Source organism: Pseudomonas sp. Irchel s3h14, from assembly GCF_900187425.1.
In the GTDB taxonomy this organism is placed as follows: Bacteria; Pseudomonadota; Gammaproteobacteria; order Pseudomonadales; family Pseudomonadaceae; genus Aquipseudomonas.
Genome location: NZ_FYDJ01000028.1, coordinates 35,954 through 54,517, shown reverse-complemented (window position 1 = coordinate 54,517; position 18,564 = coordinate 35,954). Strand labels below are relative to the sequence as shown.

Genomic DNA, 18,564 nt, shown 5'->3' with positions numbered 1-18,564 from the left:
TGGCTTTTGATCTTGATCTGCTTGCCCCTTTCCCAGAGGCCGAACGCAGGCGTTGCGCAGGGGGCACCGCGGCAAGGATGCCGCGGTAGCCGCCCCCGGCCATGGATGGCCGATGGCGGCGGGCCCCCGGAGCAATGCCGGAGTGAGGGCATGCCGAGCCTGGGCGAGGCACCGAATGGCGGGGCAAGAGCCCTTGGTTACTTGGGGCTGTTCCAAGTGACTCGCTGTAAAAGCGAAACCGCCAGCAGCCATCACCGCAGAAACGGATATGTACCCAACCTTAAATGAACAGCATTGCGGCATATGCCGGGCCTTTTGTTGTCCCATCACCTGCATCAAGCCGCCAGATTGGCTGCACTCATCTCTTTCTTGTACTGGGCTTTCAAGCTTTCCATTTGCGCCCCCAGCTCTTCCAGTGTGGTTTTGCCCAACAGCTTCTTGGCCTGAGGGAACATCTCGGTTTCCTCTTCTTCGATGTGGTGTTCCAGCAGTTCCTTGACCACTTTCACGCGACCGGCGAATTCCGGGGTGGACGGATCAGTGACTTTCAGGTCTGGCAGCACCAGGGAATCAACGGTGCGATGTTCTTCCTTGGCTTCGTAATACATGACGTCCTGCTCCTTACCCCCGGCTTTCTTGTACGCCGGGTACAAGACTTCTTCTTCGAGACGGGTATGGATGGCGATCTCCATTTCCAGCTTGGCCAGCAACTCGCCGCGCTTTTTAACACCACGCTCGGTGGATTCGCTTAACTGGGTCAGGATGCCTTTTACGCGTTCATGGTCGGCTTTCAACAAGTCTATGGCGTTCATGGTCGAGTCTCTCCAACAAGTCAGGGGTGAGCGCGAACGGTCTAAAGCCGAAAGTCGCTCATTGTCCTGGAGCATTTGTCGTGCCGATTTGCCGGTGCAATAACTTGTTTATAAAACAATAAGTTGAAGTGATTGATGGCGAACTGAGGTCATGCAGCCTGCATGAGTCCGAACATTGACTCATGCAGTTCGCGGTGAGCATCAGCTATCTTTATTCTTGCGTTGTTCATATCGCGCGAGGAGGGGTTGAGTGCTGATCCCGTGGAACAGAATGCTCAATGCGACGACAGACAGCGTGAGGTTGATGCACAGCGTTGCCACCGACTGGTTCAGGCCGTGGTTCAACGAATAAAACAGGTAATACAGACTGCCGATGCCGCGTATGCCGAACCAGCCAATCAGCATTCGCTGGTGCCCGTTGAGCAAACCACCCCAAGGCATGGCGACGACGCTCAGTGGTCTTATCAGACAAAACAAAACGCCGGCGATCGGCAATGCGCGCCAGTCCCAGTGAGCCATCAGCACCACACCGAGCAGCGTCACCAGAAAGACCTCCATGGCGCGTTCCACCAGACTGCCAAAGGCGAGCATGTCGCCCATCATGATGCCCGCGGCGACCTGAGCATCTTCAAGGCTTGCGGTATCACCATGAACCGCATGTTGCGGCTCGACGTTCTGATGTCCCACGACGGGCTGAACCAGATGCTCGGCGGGAAGCGCGTCGTCGCCCGTGGATTTGACTTCTACGTGGCGTAAACCCAGGCCGGCAGCGAACACCGACAGAAAGCCGTAACCGTGAATCGACTCGGCCCCGACATACGCCAGGGCAATCAAGGCGAGGGCGAGGTAATCATTCGGGGAAAGGGTGCTGTCGTCATTTTTGATGCGCATTAACAAGGTCAGGCGACCAATGCCGCGTCCCATCCAGTAGCCGGTGAGCAAACCGGCCGGGACTGCCCACAACAGACTGCGCAGCACCCAGTCGCTCAGCCAGCCGGGGTTGCCGTCGTGTTGCACCAGCAGCAGGCCGAGGATGACAAACGGGAAGGCGATTCCGTCATTGAGCCCGGCCTCACCCGACAGCCCGAAGCGCACGCTGTCGTCATCCCGGGCGTCGTTGACTTGCACCAGGGCGGCGAGCACCGGGTCGGTGGGCGCCAGAATCGAACCGATCAACACGGACGCGCCCCAGGACAACTCGAAACCGTAATGCAGCAACAGGCTGACACCGGCAATGGTCAACACCATGACCGGGCCGGCCAGACCGTAGGCAATGCGCCAGTTTTTGTCTCTGAGCGGCAAGCGCAACTTCAAACCGCAGACAAACAACGAAAACAGCACAGCGACTTCCGTCAGGTGCTCCATCCAGGTGGACGCATCATCGGTGTCCAGTTTCAACAGCCCGAACCCCGCGGGCCCGATGGCTACACCCAGCACCAGGCACACCGCCGACGTAGTCACCGGCATCCATCGCAGGTACGACGAGGTCAGTGCCAGCGTCATCAGCACGGCACCCAGCACCGCCACCCACAAAATGAAACTCATGCTCGGTACTCGTCGGGTGCGTGCCGTGATGTAGAGCCTTTGGCGATCAACCGACGGTCGCGCGCAGGTATTCAGGCGTTAATACGTTGAACCATAGCAGGATCATTGAGGTAGGCGACGACATCCGCGCCTTCACGGGCGAAGGCGATCTCGTTCCCGCGCTCTGCGTGGGAACGATCATCACAGGTCAGGCGTTGCGATTGAGCAAACTGCGCTCCATCCGCGCAATGCCTTCTTCCAGCAACGACCGTGGGCAGCCGAAGTTCAGGCGCACGAACTGTTTGCTGTCATCGCCGAAATCCAGACCCGCGCTCAACCCGACCTTGGCTTGTTCAAGGAAAAACTGCTGAGGGTTATCCAGTCCCAGCGCCGAACAATCGAGCCACGCCAGATACGTGCCTTGCGGAATATTCATGGTTACACCCGGCAGGCGCGTGTTGACCGCTTCCACCAGATAATCCCGATTGCTTTGCAGATACGCCTTCAACCCGGCCAGCCAAGGGCCGCCTTCGCTGTAGGCGACGCGCGTCGCTTCCATGCCCAACGGGTTGACGCTGTCGACCATGCCGCAGCGGGCGTGGTTGACCCGCGCACGCAACACTGAGTCCTGAATGATCATGAACGATGTTTTCAGCCCGGCAATGTTGTAGGCCTTGCTCGCCGACATCAGTGTGATGGTGCGCTTGGCGATTTCCGGGCTCAGGGAAGCCGTCGGAATGTGCACGCGCCCGTCGAAACACAGCTCGGCATGAATCTCGTCAGAGATGATCCAGGCGTCCTGTTCCAGGCAGATGTCGGCAACCGCTTGCAGTTCTTCCCGCGGGAAGACTTTGCCCACCGGGTTGTGCGGGTTGCTCAGCAGCAGCGCACCGCCACCGGTCAGCGCCTGATTCAGGGCATCGAGTGGCGTGGCGTAAGTGCCGTCCGCCAACGCGTCGAATTCGAGTTCAACCTTATTCAAACCCCAGTGACCCGGCGCATGACGCAGCGGCGGGTAGTTCGGGACCTGAACCACGACGTTCTGCTGCGGCTGGACCAGCGCATTCAGCGCCATGTTGAACCCCGACTCCACGCCCGGCAGGAAAATCAGTTCCTCAGGCAATACTCGCCAGGCGTACTTGTTCCACAGATCGGCGACGATGGCATCGCGCAAGTCATCCTGGGCCACGCTGTAGCCGAGCATCGGGTGTTCCAGACGTTTTTGCAGGGCCTGGATGATCACCGGCGGTGCGGAGAAGTCCATGTCGGCCACCCACATAGGCAACACGTCGGCCGGGTAACGGCTCCATTTGGTACTGCCGGTGTTGTGGCGGTCGAACACCTGATCAAAATCGAAAGTCATGCTCAGTCTCATAAAGGGCAGGGTAAATCCGACGGTCATGATAAACGCCAAGCCCCTGTGGGAGCGAGCACCCACAAGGTTGTGTGTGATGCTGGACCCAGGTATTGCCCGATGGTCGGTTTTCACACAGTCAGTTCTAACATTGTCTACAGTTTTAAGTGTCGGCAGCCAGACTGCCGCAACCGTGATTGTCCAGAAAAACCCGGCAAAACTACCGGGTCTCCACCTGACAGGAGTGCACGATGGACCTCAACCGTCGTCAGTTCTTCAAGGTCGCTGGTATCGGCCTTGCGGGCTCGAGCCTCGGCGCGCTGGGCATGGCCCCCGCGACTGCCTTCGCCGAGCAGGTGCGCCACTTCAAGCTTGCCCACACCCATGAAACCCGCAACACCTGCCCGTACTGCTCGGTAGGCTGCGGCTTGATCATGTACAGCCAGGGCGATGCCGCCAAGAATGTCGCGCAAAACATCATCCACATCGAAGGCGATTCCGACCACCCGGTCAATCGCGGCACCCTGTGCCCCAAAGGCGCAGGCCTGCTGGACTTCATTCACAGCCCCGGCCGCCTGCAATACCCACAGGTGCGCAAACCCGGCACCACCGAGTGGACGCGTATCTCCTGGGATGAGGCGCTCGATCGCGTCGCCGACCTGATGAAGGCCGACCGCGACGCCAACTTCATCGAGAAGAATGCCCAGGGCCAAACGGTGAACCGCTGGCTGACCACCGGTTTCCTCGCGGCCTCGGCGGCGTCCAACGAAGCGGGTTACATCACCCATAAGGTGGTTCGCAGTCTCGGCATGCTGGGGTTCGATAACCAGGCGCGTGTCTGACACGGCCCGACGGTGGCAAGTCTTGCCCCGACGTACGGCCGTGGTGCCATGACCAATACCTGGACCGATATCGGTAACGCGAATCTGATCCTGGTAATGGGCGGCAACGCAGCAGAAGCGCACCCGTGCGGCTTCAAATGGGTGACCGAAGCCAAGGCGCACAACAAGGCACGTCTGATCGTGGTCGATCCGCGTTTTACCCGGACCGCCTCGGTGGCCGACTATTACGCGCCGATTCGCACCGGCACCGACATCGCCTTCATGGGCGGGCTGATCAACTACCTGCTGACCGAAGACAAGATCCAGCACGAGTACGTACGCGCTTATACCGACGTGTCGTTCATCGTCAGAGCCGGTTATGGCTTCGAGGACGGGATCTTCAGCGGCTACGACGCGGCCAAACGCAGCTACACGGACAAGTCCGGCTGGGGTTATGAACTCGGTGATGACGGCTTCGTCAAGGTCGACCCGACCCTGCAAGACCCGCGCTGCGTCTATCAATTGATGAAGCAGCATTACAGCCGCTACAACATCGAACTGGCGAGCCAGATTTGCGGCATGCCGGTGGATGCCATGCAAAAAATCTGGGAAGAGATCGCCACCTGCTCGCAACCGGGCAAGACCATGACGATTCTCTACGCGCTGGGCTGGACGCAGCACTCAATCGGTTCGCAGATCATTCGCAGCGCGGCCATGGTGCAATTGCTGCTGGGCAACGTCGGCATGCCGGGCGGGGGCGTCAATGCCTTGCGCGGGCACTCCAATATTCAGGGGCTGACCGACCTCGGCTTGCTGTCCAATTCGCTGCCGGGCTATCTGACCTTGCCGCAGGATGCGGAGCAGGATTACAACGCTTACATCGTCAAACGGACGCAAAAACCGTTGCGTCCGGGGCAGTTATCCTATTGGCAGAACTACGGCAAGTTCCACGTCAGCCTGATGAAAGCCTGGTACGGCGCGAATGCCACGCTCGAAAACCGCTGGGCTTATGACTATCTGCCGAAACTCGACATCCCGAACTACGACATCCTCAAAGTGTTCGACCTGATGGGCCAGGGCAAGGTCAATGGCTACATGTGCCAGGGCTTCAACCCCATTGCCGCGCTACCCGACAAGAACCGAGTGATGGCGGCGCTGGCCAAGCTGAAGTGGCTGGTGGTGATGGACCCGCTGTCCACCGAAACCTCGGAGTTCTGGCGCAATGTCGGGCCGTACAACGATGTCGAAACCGCTGGCATCCAGACCGAAGTGATTCGCCTGCCCACCACCTGTTTCGCCGAAGAAGACGGCTCGCTGGTCAACAGCAGCCGCTGGCTGCAATGGCACTGGAAAGGCGCGGATGGCCCTGGTGAAGCGCGCACCGATGTGCGGATCATGAGCGAGCTGTTTATCCGTCTGCGCCAGCGTTACCAGGCCAACGGCGGCGCTTATGCCGAGCCGATTCTCAAACTGTCCTGGCCGTACAAAGTTGCCGAAGAGCCTTCGCCGGAAGAACTGGCCAAGGAAATCAACGGCTATGCCACCACGGACTTCACCGACGCTACCGGCGTGGCGATCAAGGGCAACGCGCAACTGGCCGGTTTTGGTCTGCTCAAGGACGACGGCAGTACGGCTTCCGGGTGCTGGATTTTCTGTGGCAGCTGGACTGAGGCGGGCAACCAGATGGCCCGGCGCGACAACAGCGATCCATATGGCATGAAGCAACACCAGGGCTGGGCCTGGGCCTGGCCGGCGAACCGGCGGATTCTTTACAACCGCGCTTCGTGCGACCCGCAAGGCAAGCCGTGGGACGAGAAAAAACGCCTGGTGTGGTGGAACGGCAAAGTCTGGGCTGGCACCGATGTGCCGGACTTCAAGGCCGACTCGCCACCGGAAGCCGGGATGAATCCGTTCATCATGAACCCCGAAGGCGTGGCGCGATTCTTTGCCGTCGACAAGATGAACGAAGGGCCTTTCCCTGAGCATTACGAGCCGTTCGAAACGCCGATCGGCATCAATCCGCTGCACCCGGAAAACAAGAAAGCCACCAGCAACCCGGCGGCGCGGATCTTCGATTCGGTATGGGATTCCTTAGGCGTGGCCAAGGACTATCCGTATGCAGCGACCAGCTACCGGCTGACCGAGCATTTCCACTTCTGGAGCAAGCATTGCAAGCTCAACGCGATTTCCCAACCCGAGCAGTTCGTCGAGATCGGTGAAGTGCTGGCCAAGGAGAAAGGCATCGTGGCGGGCGACCGGGTCCGTGTCAGTTGCAAGCGCGGGCATATAGAAGCGGTGGCGGTGGTGACCAAGCGGATTCGACCGCTGCAGGTCAACAATCAGGTGGTGCACCAGATCGGTATCCCGCTGCACTGGGGTTTTACCGGGCTCACGCGCCACGGTTACCTGACCAATACCCTGGTGCCGTTCCTCGGCGATGGCAACACTCAGACCCCGGAATCCAAGTCATTCCTGGTCAATGTGGAGAAAGTCTAAATGGCCAGCCAAGACATCATCGCCCGTTCGGCCACCACGACCGTCCCGTCCTCGGTACGCAATCAAGAGGAAGTGGCCAAGCTGATCGACACCACCAAATGCATTGGCTGCAAGGCTTGTCAGGTCGCCTGCTCGGAATGGAACGAGTTGCGCGACGAGGTCGGCCACAACCTCGGCACCTACGACAACCCTCAAGACCTGAGCGCAGATACCTGGACCTTGATGCGCTTCACCGAGCATGAAACCGACGCCGGCAATCTGGAGTGGCTGATTCGCAAGGACGGCTGCATGCACTGCGCAGAACCCGGTTGCCTGGCGGCCTGCCCGAGTCCGGGAGCGATCATCAAGCACGCCAACGGCATCGTCGATTTCGACCAGGACCATTGCATCGGCTGCGGGTATTGCATCACCGGATGCCCGTTCAATATCCCGCGCATCTCGCAAAAGGATCACAAGGCCTACAAATGCACGTTGTGCTCGGACCGGGTGGCGGTGGGGCTCGAACCGGCCTGCGTCAAAACCTGCCCGACGGGCGCGATTGTGTTCGGCACCAAGGACGATATGAAAGACCATGCGGCCGAAAGGATCGTCGACCTCAAGAGCCGTGGCTTCGAACACGCGGGTCTGTACGACCCGAGTGGCGTCGGCGGTACTCACGTGATGTATGTGCTGCACCATGCCGACACGCCCAGGTTGTATGCCGGGTTGCCGGATCACCCGGCGATCAGTCCGCTGGTCGACCTGTGGAAAGGCGTGAGCAAACCCTTGGGGTTGCTGGCCATGGGCTTGGCGGTGCTGGCCGGGTTCTTCCACTACGTGCGCATCGGGCCGCAGCTGGTCGAGGAGGACGAACACCCGACTATCCCCGATCCCGCCGTGCATGAAATCGATCCATCGGTACATACCTATGATCCGAAGGGGCAGGACAGGCCATGAACGACAAACCGATCCTTCGCTACACATCAAACCAGCGCACTAACCATTGGCTGGTAGCGATTCTGTTTCTGATGGCGGCACTGTCGGGGCTGGCGTTATTCCATCCGGCGCTGTTCTGGCTCAGCAACCTGTTTGGCGGCGGCCCGTGGACGCGCATCCTGCATCCGTTCATGGGCGTGGTGATGTTTGTGCTGTTCCTGGGATTGGTGATTCAATTCTTTCGGGCGAACTTCTTTATCACCAACGATCGGCTATGGCTGAGGCGAGTCGGGCGGGTGATCAAGAATGAGGAGGAGGGCGTGCCGCCCATCGGCAAGTACAACCCCGGGCAAAAGCTGCTGTTCTGGACCTTGCTGATTTGCATGCTGGTGTTGTTGTTCAGCGGGCTGGTGATCTGGCGCGCGTATTTCAGCGAGTACTTCGGCATCACCAGCATTCGTTGGGCCATGCTGCTGCATGCGTTGGCGGGTTTCATCCTGGTGCTGAGCATCATCGTGCACATCTACGCCGGCATCTGGATCAAGGGTTCGGTCAGCGCCATGGTGCATGGCGGGGTGAGCCGCGCCTGGGCGAAAAAACACCATGGACTCTGGTACCGCGAAGTGACCCGCGACGAACACCCCGACCGGCCGATCAGCAAAAAAGGATAGCCCCTTGGCGACGATTCTTGAGCCTGGCGAGATCGAAGCGGCGGCGAGCTCGCCGCCGTTTCTGCACCTGCCACCGAAAAACCTGTTCACCTTGCGCGCCTTGCGCCTGGAGCGTCTGGTCGACGGCCATCCACTGGCCGATTACCTGCGGCTGGTGACCGGCCTGTGCCACGTGCAGCAGTGTGTGATGGACGATCCGCCCGTGGCCACCATGCCCGATGCCGAACGCCTGCGAGTGTGCCAGCAACACGGCTTGCCGCCGTTCGCCGCTGACAGTCTGGTGCGCGAAGACGATTGGCTGCCGTTCCTCGAAGCGCTGTTGCAGCGTTACCAGCCACCGCCGCAACCAGCGGTGGAAAAAGCCGTGGCGACCTTGCGCAACGCCCACGTCGGGCAACTCAAGCCCTGGGCGATTGCGCTGGTCAGCGGCCAGTTCGCCTTGCTGCCCGCCGCCGTGGTGCCGTTTCTCGGCGCAGCGTTGCAGGTGGCCTGGAGTCATTGGTTACTGAGTACAGCGGACCTTGCGCTGAAGCCCGGCGACAGTCTCAGCCAATGCCCGGCCTGCGGTTCGCCGGCCATGGCCGGCGTGATTCGCCATCGCGGCAAGTACAACGGCTTGCGGTATCTGGTGTGTTCGTTGTGTGCCTGCGAATGGCATGTGGTGCGGGTCAAATGCGTGTATTGCGAACAAAGCAAAGGCCTTGAATACGTCAGCCTCGATGACGACCGCCACGCTGCCAATCAGGCACCGACACGCGCGGAAGTCTGTCCTGGCTGCCATAGCTATCTGAAGCTGCTTTACCTGGAAAACGACGCCGAGGCCGAAGCGCTCTCGACGGACCTGACCAGCCTGCTGCTGGACATGCGCCTGGAACAGGAAGGCTACCAGCGTCCGGCGCCTAATCTTCTGCTGGCCCCCGGAGGTGGCTGAGCTATCCCTTTGAGCACTCCCTTTAAACTCAACAGCTACACTCAGGCGCGACGGTCAACGTTTGCGGGAGCGCCTGATGTCTTCCAGATCCGCCAGCCAAACTCTGCGGCTGCCTTCCATCGACAGTTTGCTACGCCATCCCGCCTGCCAGCCATTGGCTGAGCGTTACGGGCGTGATGCGCTGCTGGCGAATTTGCGCCAATTGCTTGATGACTTGCGTGAACCGGTGCTTTCGGGGCAACTCGACGCCATTGAAATCGCACCCGAAGCGTTAGCCGGCAGGGCAGGTGAACGCTTGGCCATTCAGCATCGCAGCAACGTGCGCCGGGTGTTCAATCTCACCGGCACGGTGCTGCACACCAATCTGGGGCGAGCGTTGTTGCCGGAGGAAGCCATCGACGCCGTGCAACTCGCGGCACGCTACCCGCTCAATCTGGAATTCGACCTGCACAGCGGCAAACGCGGCGACCGTGATGATCTGATCGAAGGCCTGATCCGCGAGCTGACCGGCGCCGAGGCGGTGACGGTGGTCAACAACAACGCCGCCGCCGTATTGCTGGCGCTCAACAGCCTGGGCGCGCGTAAGGAAGGCATCATTTCCCGGGGCGAACTGATCGAAATCGGCGGCGCGTTCCGCATTCCCGACATCATGGCCAGAGCCGGGGTCAGGCTCCACGAAGTCGGCACCACCAATCGCACGCATGCCCGCGATTACGAAGCCGCGATCAGCCCACGCAGCGGGTTGGTGATGCGCGTACATGCGAGCAACTACAACATCGAAGGCTTCACCGCACGGGTGCCGACCGCCGAGTTGGCGCAACTCGCGCATAAACACGGCTTGCCGTTGCTTGAAGACCTCGGCAGCGGCAGCCTGCTGGACCTGACGCGCTGGGGCTTGCCCGCCGAACCGACGGTGCGCCAGGCGCTGAGCGATGGCGCCGACATCGTCACCTTCAGCGGCGACAAGTTACTGGGTGGCCCCCAGGCCGGGTTGATCGTCGGCCGCAAAGACCTGATCGCGAAGATCAAGAAGAACCCGCTCAAGCGCGCCTTGCGGGTCGACAAACTGACCCTGGCTGCCCTCGAAGCGGTGTTGGGCCTGTACCGCGATCCTGATCGACTGGCTGAGCGGCTGCCGAGTTTGCGCCTGCTGACCCGGCCCCAGGCGGACATCCTCGCCCAGGCTGAGCGTCTGCAACCCTTGCTGGCCAAAGTCTTGGGCGACGGCTGGAGCGTCAGTGCAGTACCGGCGCTGAGCATGATCGGCAGCGGCAGCCAACCGGTGGCGCGCTTGCCGAGTGCGGCTTTATGCCTGCGACCGCACGCGTCCAAACGTCTTCGTGGACGGCAGCTGCATGGTTTGGAAACGTCCCTGCGAGCGTTGCCGATTCCGGTGCTCGGGCGCATTGATGACGATGCGTTGTGGCTGGATCTGCGGCAACTGGACGATGAGCCGGCGTGGTTGGCGCAACTCGATCAAATTGCAGGAGCCATAGAGTGATCGTCGGCACCGCCGGGCACATCGACCACGGCAAGACTGCCTTGCTCCAGGCCCTGACCGGCCAGGTCGGCGACCGTCGCCGGGAAGAACGTGAACGCGGCATGACCATCGACCTCGGTTACCTTTACGCGGCGCTGGAACCGCAAGCGCCCCTGACCGGTTTTATCGATGTGCCCGGTCATGAGCGCTTCACCCACAACATGCTGGCGGGTGCCCAGGGCATTGATCTGGTGTTGCTGGTGGTCGCGGCCGACGACGGCGTCATGCCGCAGACCCGCGAACACCTGGCCATCGTTGAACTGCTGGGAATCCCTCGGGCTGTGGTGGCGATCAGCAAATGCGACCGCGTCGAACCGTCCAGAGTGCAAGCCGTTCGCGATCAGATCCAGACATTGCTGGCCCCGGGGCCTTATGCAACCGCGCCGCTGATTGCGCTGTCGAGTGTGACCGGGGAGGGCATCGAGGCCCTGCGACAAGCCTTGCTCGCGGCGCAGCGTGAAGTCGTTCAATGCAGCACCACCGGCGGTTTTCGCCTGGCGATTGATCGTGCCTTCAGTGTGGCCGGCGTCGGCATCGTGGTGACCGGCACTGCGTTGTCCGGCGTGGTGGCGGTGGGCGATACGCTGATGCTTGGCCCGCAGGGCAAACCCGTGCGTGTGCGCGGCCTACATGCACAGAATCGGGCTGCCGAAGTCGCAATGGCCGGACAGCGAGTGGCGTTGAACCTGAGTGCCGAACGCTTGGCCCTGGAGCAGATTCATCGCGGTCACTGGTTGCTGGCCGAGTGGTTGTATGCGCCGACCCAGCGAGTGGATGTCGACCTGCAATTGTTAGCCAGCGAACCCAAAGCCTTCGAGCACTTTCAACCCGTGCACGTTCACGTGGGAACTCAAGATGTGACCGGGCGGGTGGCGTTGCTGGAAGGCACTCGCCTGGCGCCGGGTGAACGGATGTTCGCGCAACTGCTGCTGAATATGCCGGTGCAGGCCGTGAAGGGCGATCCGTTGATCCTGCGTGACCAGAGCGCCCAACGCACCCTCGGCGGCGCGCGGGTGCTCGACCCGTTTGCGCCGACCCGACAACGCCGAAGTCCCGAGCGGCTGGCGCAGCTACATGCTCTTGCCACACGCAAAGAGTTGGAAGACAGCCTGCCGGCGTTATTGGCCAATAGCGACACCGGGCTCGATCCCCAGCGTTTGGAGCGTCAGTTCAACCGCCCCCGCAACACGTGGGTTTTGCCTGATGAGGTGCGCCTGATCGACACCCGCCAAGGTCCATTGCTGTTCAGTGCGGCCCGCTGGGAAGCGCTGAAAGCCCCGTTGCTGGAACACCTCGCACGTTTTCATCAACTGGAACCGGATCAAATGGGCCCGGACCGGGATCGCCTCCGACGGTTCACCGGCACAGCGCTGGACCGTCCGACGTTCATCAGTCTGCTCGACGAATTACTCGCCAGTGGCGCGATTGCCGCCAGCGGGCCATGGTTGCATTTGCCCGATCATCAGGTGCGTTTGAGCGAAGACGACGAAGCCCTGTGGCAACACTTGCAACCGTTGTTCGAACAGGCTGGTTTTGATCCGCCGTGGGTGCGCAACCTTGACCATGACGAGGCGGCCGTGCGCTTGCTGCTATGCAAAATGGCGAGGCTGGGATTGGTGCATCAAGTCGTCCGTGACCTGTTCTACACCGACACGATGATCCGCCGATTGGCGGCTATGCTTGTGCAACTGGCCGCGCAAAACCCGGTGATTCAGGTTAGGGCGTTTCGTGATGCGGTGGGCCTGGGTCGCAAGCGCAGCATCCAGATCCTCGAATACTTCGACCGGATCGGCCTGACGCGACGGTTTGGCGACAAGCGCCATATCCGCCTCGACAATGCCTTGGCCCAACGCACCGAGCACTGACTTCAAGGAAGGCAATCGCGCCCGGTGGCGCGGCCGGGCTTCAAACCCGGTTGGGGACGGCATCCGTTCCCGGGCAGGTTCGACTCCGGCTGCCTTCCGCCATTTTTCCTTTCACTTGAGCAACCGGGTATCCAGCCCAAAGCGTTCCTGAGAAACAAGTTTGAACTGATCCGCGGCCAAGTCGCAGCTCACCAACAGATTCCACGAATGACGGGTGACTGCAGACGGGATGAGCAGAAAGGGATGTTCGGCCAGCAGATCATCAGCAAACAGCTGCTGATTGGGCGAGAGTTGAGACGGGATAAGCCAATTGGGGTTTGGCACATCTTCGGGCTGAACAACCTTGATGGAATTCGAATCCAGCACTTCGAAGCACGTCAACACGTGAGGCACCATATCCAGCGTATCGAAGCCTGCGTGGGCTGCGACTTCCAGAATGGCAGTGGACGGATCGGCCGAAGCGTAAATAACCCGGCGGCCGGGAGGGTTCCATCGACCACCGGATTGCTGCGCACCCATGCCACTGTCCCAGGTGTCCTTGAAGACCTCGCGGTCAAGGCGCCAAGCGTGCCACTTCCCATCCCAGGGCAAAGGATTCATTGATAAACCCCGTGTTCAATCCGGGTCAAATAGTCTTCGACTACCTGGAAGCCAAGCGAGTTGTCGATCAGCTCCAGCGGGATGTTTCCGTCCAGGTATTTGCAGGGTTTCTTCAACCAATCCTCAGCCAACTGCTGATTGCCAAACACGTTGATGGCGTGCTCCAGAGCCTGCGCATACTGGAAGGCGACTGTACTTTGTTGCTGGTTTAGCCGCACTGGTTTGGTCTCCTTCGCCAAGCGCTGGACAGTCCTGAGGGACTTCCCTGTAATGCGCTGAACCAGGCCGTGCGCCATGTAAAGATCGGATATAGAAAGCATGTCCCTGACGTCGCTCAGGTCAAAGCCTTCCTTTGTGTATCGGATGATCAACATGCGCGTATCACCTTCGCGGCCATGTAACAGCACCTCAGTCGGCTTTCGGGTGACACTTTTTGTCTCCGTCGCTACGACTGTTTTTCCTGTGGATTTGACGGCAGGCTTGTCTGCTTGATTCGCGGCGGGCATACCGATTACCTCCATACGACATTTGACGCAATCATAGCGCCAAATGTCGCAACCTGCGCAATTGAGTTTGTCGGCGAAAGTAATGCTCCCGCACGTTACGTGCTCACAGCATGAAACCAAGCCTGCCGGGCGCCAGGCGCTCTCTCTTGCCTGACTGGAGCCACCACGTTAAACGTCGCGCGTCCGACGGCCAACCGGAAAAACATGTGGGACAAATCCTCGATTTTTTGATTTTCGACGCCGCTTGTGGGACCTGCGCCGACGCCAAATCCACACAGTCAAGATCGCGTGTTTAATGACCATGGATTTGGCGGATCGTATAGAGGGGACAAGTCGTAATACCCTGCTGGGTACTTCACAAGTCATCATGCTGGCCGAGTGGGTGGTGAACCGAGCACTGGATCGACTCGACCCATCTGAGTAGTCACGATCCTCTGTGGCCGTTCGGCTCTGTAGCAGCTGTCGAGCCTGCGAGACTGCGTCCGGCTGCGTAGCAGCCGTAAGGTCAGACAATGCGGTGCGTCAGACTCACCGCGTACTCAGGGTTTACGACTGCTACGCAGCCGAACGCAGCCTCGCAGGCTCGACAGCTGCTACAGCGCCAGCCGCCGTGCAGGGTGGTCGATCACTGCATCACATAACGCCCCGGCGCCGACTCGATCGCCGGGTATTGCGCGTTACCGGTATGCAGTACCGAGGGCTGGCGTTCGCCGGCCTGTTCAGCCAGCCAGACGAACCAGTCATTCCACCAGCTACCGGAATGTTGCTGGGCGTTCTTGAACCAGGTTTCCGGGTTTTTGGTGACCCGGTTGTTGGTCCAGTAATGGCGTTTTTCCTTGGCCGGCGGGTTGATCACTCCGGCGATATGCCCTGACGCGCCCAGTACAAAGCGCTTGGTCCCGGAGAGCAATTCGGTGCTGGCGTAAGCGCTTCTCCACGGCACGATGTGATCGTCATGGGTGGCGAGGATGTACGCCGGAGCATCGATGGCGCGCAGGTCCAGCTTGACTCCGCAACAGTCCAGCTCACCGGATTTCAGGTCGTTCTGCAGATAGGTGTGGCGCAAATACCAGCAGTACATCGGGCCCGGGAGGTTGGTGCTGTCGTTGTTCCAGAACAGCAGGTCGAGGGGAATCGGTTTCTGGCCCTTGAGGTATTTGTCGACGTTGTAGTTCCACCACAAGTCGTTGGGGCGCAGCAGCGAGAAGGTATTGCCCATGTCCTCGCCCTTGAACAGGCCGATGGGGCCATCCTGGCCGCCGATGGTGCGCTCGCGGTAGACCACCAATTGTTCGTCGACGAAGATGTCGATAGGGCCGGTATCGAGGTAGTCGAGGAAGGTGGTCAACAGGCTCACGCTGCCAATCTCGCGGTCGCCGCGCGCCGCCAGGACGGCCAGCGCCGAGCTCAACAAGGTGCCGCCGATGCAGAAGCCGACGCAATTGGGCCGCTGCTCGCCGCTGATTTCACGGGTCACTTGCAGGCCTTTGATGATGCCGGTTTCGATCAGGTCATCCCAGGTGGTACCCGCGTGTTCCTGGTCGAAGTTGCGCCACGACATCAGAAACACCGGGTGCCCTTGTTTCAACAGATGGGCAACCATCGAGTTGTCCGGGCGCAGGTCGAGAATGTAGTACTTGTTGATTGACGGCGGCACGACAAACACCGGGCGCCGGTACTGGGTTTCGCTTTGCGGGTAATACTGAATCAGCTGGAAGAGTTCGTTCTCGAACACCACTTCGCCCGGGGTGTTGGCGAGATCGACACCGACTTTGAAGGCACCGGCGTCGCACTGGCGCATCTTGCCTTCTTGCAGGTCGCTGGCCAGGTGCAGCAAGCCTGTGAGGAGGCTGCTTCCCTGGGTATCGACGACACGTTGCAGCGCATCGGGATTACTGGCCAGAAAGTTGCTGGGCGCGCCGGCGGCGATGGCCTGTTCCACCAGATAGAGCAGACGTTGGCGCGGCTTTTTGTCCGGGATCGCTAACGTGTCCAGCAGCTTCAGCAGAAACCCTGCGTTGAGCAGGTAAAACGCTGCGAGCGAGCCGAACAGTGGCTGGCTCCAGTTGCCGCTGGCAAAACGTCGATCGTCGAAGCTGAATGGCTGACCGGTCAGCAGTTGCTGGCCGAGTTCGCACCATTGCTGTTGGTAATCCGATTGAAGGCTGTCCAGGGTGCCGCGCGGAAGGTCAAACCACTCGTTGTATTCCTGGCCGGTAAACCACGGATTGCTACTGACCCAGAGACGTAATTGTTGCACTGCAAAGGAGGCAATGAACGGAACCTGGCCTGACCAGAAGGTGTTGAAGGTATGCGCGTTATTGTCCATGGAACTCCTTGCCCACATCCGTAAACCGGGCCGAAAAAAACCGCGGCGCCGGACTTCGGCGCCGCGTCAGCAACTAAAGCAAACACTCCTGTGTTTCTAGCGCTCGATGACCAGGCTGACGCCTTGGCCGCCACCGATGCACAACGTGGCCAGGCCTTTTTTGCCGTCGCGACGAATCAGCTCGTGTAACAGCGACACCAGAATTCGCGCGCCCGATGCACCGATCGGATGACCGAGGGCAATCGCGCCGCCGTTGACGTTGACTTTGCTGGTGTCCCAACCCAGTTCCTTGCCGACTGCCAGTGATTGCGCGGCGAACGCTTCATTGGCTTCGATCAGGTCGAGGTCGTCCAGGCTCCAGCCGGCTTTGGTCAATGCCAAACGAGTGGCCGGCACCGGGCCGATGCCCATGATCGACGGGTCGACGCCAGCGCTGGCGTAAGCCTTGATGCGTGCCAGAACCGGCAAGCCGAGGGCCAGGGCCTTGGCGGCACTGGCCAGTAACAGTACGGCGGCGCCGTCGTTGAGGGTCGACGAGTTACCGGCGGTCACGCTGCCGTTTTTCTGGAACGCAGGTTTGAGGTTGCCCAGCGCCTGCAGTGTGCTATCTGGACGCGGTTGTTCATCGGTGTCGAAGACCAGCGGCTCACCCTTGCGCTGAGGGATCAGGATCGGGGTGATTTCACGCTTGAAGTAGCCCGCTTCGATGGCAGCAGCGGCTTTCTGTTGCGAGGCCGCGGCGAAAGCGTCCTGGTCTTCGCGACTGAGCTCGTACTTCTCTGCCAGGTTCTCGGCGGTAATGCCCATGTGGTAGTCGTTGAAGGCGTCCCACAAACCGTCCTGAATCACGCTGTCTTGCAGTTGCGCATGACCCAGACGCAAACCGGTGCGGGCCTTGGGCAGCACATACGGCGCCAGGCTCATGTTTTCCTGACCGCCGGCAATCACCAGTTCGGCGTCGCCGCAACGGATGGCCTGGACCGCTAGCTGAACCGCCTTGAGGCCCGAGCCGCAGACCTTGTTCAGGGTCAGGGCAGGGGTGGTATGGGGGAGGCCGGCCTTGATCGCCGTCTGGCGTGCCGGGTTTTGTCCCGAGCCCGCGGTGAGTACCTGTCCGAGGATCACTTCATCGATCTGCGAGCCGTCCAGACCGGTCTCTTCCAGCAAACGGCGAATGACCGCCGCGCCCAGCTCGGTGGCTGGAATCGCGGACAAGGCACCTTGAAAACTGCCAATGGCGGTACGAGTTGCGGCAACGATTACGACTTCGTTCATGCGTGACCTCATTAAGATTTTGTCGAGTGCAAGCAGGGCATTCATGCCCTGACAGGTCTACTGCATGTTCATGCCGCCGTTGACCGAGAAGTCGGCCCCGGTGCTATAGGCCGATTCATCGGAAGCCAGCCAGGCCACGATGGAAGCGATTTCTTCAGGTTGGCCGAGACGCCCGACCGGTGTGGCCGCGATCATGGTGTCGAGAATGTCCGGGCGGATGGCCGCGGTCATGCTGGTCTGGATGTACCCTGGGGAAACGGTGTTGACGGTCACGCCCTTGCCGGACACTTCCCGGGCCAGGGCCATGGTGAAACCATGGATGCCGGCCTTGGCCGCGCTGTAGTTGGTCTGGCCGAACTGGCCGCGCTGACCGTTGATCGAGGAGATGTTGATGACCCGTCCCCAACCCTTGGCCAGCATCCCTTCAATCACCTGTTTGGTGGTGTTGAACAGGCCGCTCAGGTTGGTGCCGATGACCGCGTTCCAGTCTTCGGGCGTCAGTTTGCGAAAGGACGCATCACGCGTGATCCCGGCGTTGTTGACCAAGACATCGATCGGGCCGAATTGCTCACGTGCCATCTCGAACGCTTTGCGCGTTGATTCCCAATCGGTGATGTCGCCATAGATGCATTCGAATTGATAACCCGCCTCCAGTTGGCTCGCCATCCATTCTTTCTTGCGGGCGGAATCTGAGCTGCAGCCCACGATGACCTTGAATCCTTCCTTGTACAGGCGTTGGCTTATCGCAGTGCCAATCCCACCCATACCACCCGTGACCAACGCAATACGACCAAGTGACTTCATACACTTTCTTCCTTTTTGTGTTTTGCGTTGCAAGATGGGGGGATTGTTCGGCATAGGCGGGGTGTGCGGAAGTGTTGAGAGGTGACGGTCTGGTGTCCAACGGTGCCATGCAGATTTTTTC

At 60.2% G+C, this 18,564-nt stretch carries 14 protein-coding genes, 1 tRNA gene and 1 pseudogene; 8 read left to right on the top strand and 8 right to left on the bottom strand.

The features are described from left to right. Window positions 1–335 precede the first annotated feature (335 nt). From CKW16_RS29185 to CKW16_RS29175, 3 genes are all read right to left on the bottom strand, one after another. Window positions 336–812 (bottom strand): hemerythrin domain-containing protein, encoded by a 477-nt coding sequence (locus tag CKW16_RS29185; RefSeq protein ID WP_095132823.1) that lies wholly within the window; start codon window positions 810–812, stop codon window positions 336–338. Window positions 813–1,013: 201 nt separating this feature from the next. Continuing rightward, window positions 1,014–2,357, bottom strand: a complete 1,344-nt coding sequence (locus CKW16_RS29180; RefSeq protein ID WP_095132821.1) for a sodium:proton antiporter — start codon at window positions 2,355–2,357, stop codon at window positions 1,014–1,016. 187 nt (window positions 2,358–2,544) lie between these two features. Beyond that, window positions 2,545–3,699 (bottom strand): MalY/PatB family protein, encoded by a 1,155-nt coding sequence (locus tag CKW16_RS29175; RefSeq protein ID WP_095132819.1) that lies wholly within the window; start codon window positions 3,697–3,699, stop codon window positions 2,545–2,547. Window positions 3,700–3,941: 242 nt separating this feature from the next. Between CKW16_RS29175 and fdnG the strand changes: the two genes are divergently transcribed. The 7 genes from fdnG to CKW16_RS29135 all read left to right on the top strand — a co-directional run bounded on the left by fdnG (window position 3,942) and on the right by CKW16_RS29135 (window position 13,031). Then, window positions 3,942–7,007: a formate dehydrogenase-N subunit alpha gene (gene fdnG / locus CKW16_RS29165; RefSeq protein WP_141232788.1), complete on the top strand. Its 3,066-nt coding sequence runs from the start codon at window positions 3,942–3,944 to the stop codon at window positions 7,005–7,007. Then, window positions 7,008–7,943, top strand: coding sequence for a formate dehydrogenase subunit beta (gene fdxH / locus CKW16_RS29160; RefSeq protein WP_095132813.1), 936 nt, complete (start codon window positions 7,008–7,010; stop codon window positions 7,941–7,943). Continuing rightward, window positions 7,940–8,593 carry a formate dehydrogenase subunit gamma gene (locus CKW16_RS29155; protein WP_095132811.1) on the top strand — a complete coding sequence of 218 codons (654 nt, stop codon included), beginning with the start codon at window positions 7,940–7,942 and terminating at the stop codon, window positions 8,591–8,593. Before fdxH ends, CKW16_RS29155 begins: the two co-directional genes overlap by 4 nt. 4 nt (window positions 8,594–8,597) lie before the next feature. After that, window positions 8,598–9,524 carry a formate dehydrogenase accessory protein FdhE gene (gene fdhE, locus CKW16_RS29150; protein ID WP_095132809.1) on the top strand — a complete coding sequence of 309 codons (927 nt, stop codon included), beginning with the start codon at window positions 8,598–8,600 and terminating at the stop codon, window positions 9,522–9,524. 76 nt (window positions 9,525–9,600) lie between these two features. Further along, entirely contained in the window at window positions 9,601–11,025 is a 1,425-nt protein-coding gene (selA, locus tag CKW16_RS29145; RefSeq protein WP_095132807.1) for an L-seryl-tRNA(Sec) selenium transferase, read from the top strand. After that, on the top strand, window positions 11,022–12,929 hold the full coding sequence (gene selB, locus CKW16_RS29140) for a selenocysteine-specific translation elongation factor (protein WP_095132805.1): 1,908 nt from the start codon (window positions 11,022–11,024) through the stop codon (window positions 12,927–12,929). Before selA ends, selB begins: the two co-directional genes overlap by 4 nt. A gap of 6 nt (window positions 12,930–12,935) precedes the next feature. Beyond that, window positions 12,936–13,031, top strand: a tRNA-Sec gene (locus CKW16_RS29135). A 9-nt stretch (window positions 13,032–13,040) separates the two neighbouring features. Here CKW16_RS29135 and CKW16_RS29130 read toward each other — a convergent pair. Together CKW16_RS29130 and CKW16_RS29125 are read right to left on the bottom strand one after the other, a co-directional pair. After that, complete coding sequence (locus CKW16_RS29130; protein WP_095132803.1) at window positions 13,041–13,529, bottom strand: RES family NAD+ phosphorylase; 489 nt, start codon at window positions 13,527–13,529, stop codon at window positions 13,041–13,043. After that, on the bottom strand, window positions 13,526–14,035 hold the full coding sequence (locus CKW16_RS29125; protein WP_095132801.1) for an antitoxin Xre/MbcA/ParS toxin-binding domain-containing protein: 510 nt from the start codon (window positions 14,033–14,035) through the stop codon (window positions 13,526–13,528). Before CKW16_RS29125 ends, CKW16_RS29130 begins: the two co-directional genes overlap by 4 nt. A 286-nt stretch (window positions 14,036–14,321) precedes the next feature. Here CKW16_RS29125 and CKW16_RS32995 point away from each other — a divergent pair. After that, window positions 14,322–14,459, top strand: a pseudogene (locus CKW16_RS32995) (DUF6124 family protein); the annotation flags it as partial. Between the two features lie 201 nt (window positions 14,460–14,660). Here CKW16_RS32995 and phaC read toward each other — a convergent pair. The 3 genes from phaC to phbB form a co-directional block, all read right to left on the bottom strand. Next, window positions 14,661–16,364: a class I poly(R)-hydroxyalkanoic acid synthase gene (gene phaC, locus CKW16_RS29120; protein ID WP_095132799.1), complete on the bottom strand. Its 1,704-nt coding sequence runs from the start codon at window positions 16,362–16,364 to the stop codon at window positions 14,661–14,663. 96 nt (window positions 16,365–16,460) lie between these two features. Then, window positions 16,461–17,639 carry an acetyl-CoA C-acetyltransferase gene (locus CKW16_RS29115; protein WP_095132797.1) on the bottom strand — a complete coding sequence of 393 codons (1,179 nt, stop codon included), beginning with the start codon at window positions 17,637–17,639 and terminating at the stop codon, window positions 16,461–16,463. A 57-nt stretch (window positions 17,640–17,696) separates the two neighbouring features. Beyond that, window positions 17,697–18,443: an acetoacetyl-CoA reductase gene (phbB, locus tag CKW16_RS29110; protein WP_095132795.1), complete on the bottom strand. Its 747-nt coding sequence runs from the start codon at window positions 18,441–18,443 to the stop codon at window positions 17,697–17,699. Between the last annotated feature and the right edge of the window lie 121 nt (window positions 18,444–18,564).

What these genes read in the sequence shown, in the direction of transcription:
- CKW16_RS29185 (WP_095132823.1), bottom strand. Translation starts at nt 812, where the DNA reads ATGAACGCCATAGACTTGTTGAAAGCCGACCATGAACGCGTAAAAGGC.
- CKW16_RS29180 (WP_095132821.1), bottom strand. Translation starts at nt 2,357, where the DNA reads ATGAGTTTCATTTTGTGGGTGGCGGTGCTGGGTGCCGTGCTGATGACG.
- CKW16_RS29175 (WP_095132819.1), bottom strand. Translation starts at nt 3,699, where the DNA reads ATGACTTTCGATTTTGATCAGGTGTTCGACCGCCACAACACCGGCAGT.
- fdxH (WP_095132813.1), top strand. Translation starts at nt 7,008, where the DNA reads ATGGCCAGCCAAGACATCATCGCCCGTTCGGCCACCACGACCGTCCCG.
- CKW16_RS29155 (WP_095132811.1), top strand. Translation starts at nt 7,940, where the DNA reads ATGAACGACAAACCGATCCTTCGCTACACATCAAACCAGCGCACTAAC.
- selA (WP_095132807.1), top strand. Translation starts at nt 9,601, where the DNA reads ATGTCTTCCAGATCCGCCAGCCAAACTCTGCGGCTGCCTTCCATCGAC.
- CKW16_RS29130 (WP_095132803.1), bottom strand. Translation starts at nt 13,529, where the DNA reads ATGAATCCTTTGCCCTGGGATGGGAAGTGGCACGCTTGGCGCCTTGAC.
- CKW16_RS29125 (WP_095132801.1), bottom strand. Translation starts at nt 14,035, where the DNA reads ATGCCCGCCGCGAATCAAGCAGACAAGCCTGCCGTCAAATCCACAGGA.
- phaC (WP_095132799.1), bottom strand. Translation starts at nt 16,364, where the DNA reads ATGGACAATAACGCGCATACCTTCAACACCTTCTGGTCAGGCCAGGTT.
- CKW16_RS29115 (WP_095132797.1), bottom strand. Translation starts at nt 17,639, where the DNA reads ATGAACGAAGTCGTAATCGTTGCCGCAACTCGTACCGCCATTGGCAGT.
- phbB (WP_095132795.1), bottom strand. Translation starts at nt 18,443, where the DNA reads ATGAAGTCACTTGGTCGTATTGCGTTGGTCACGGGTGGTATGGGTGGG.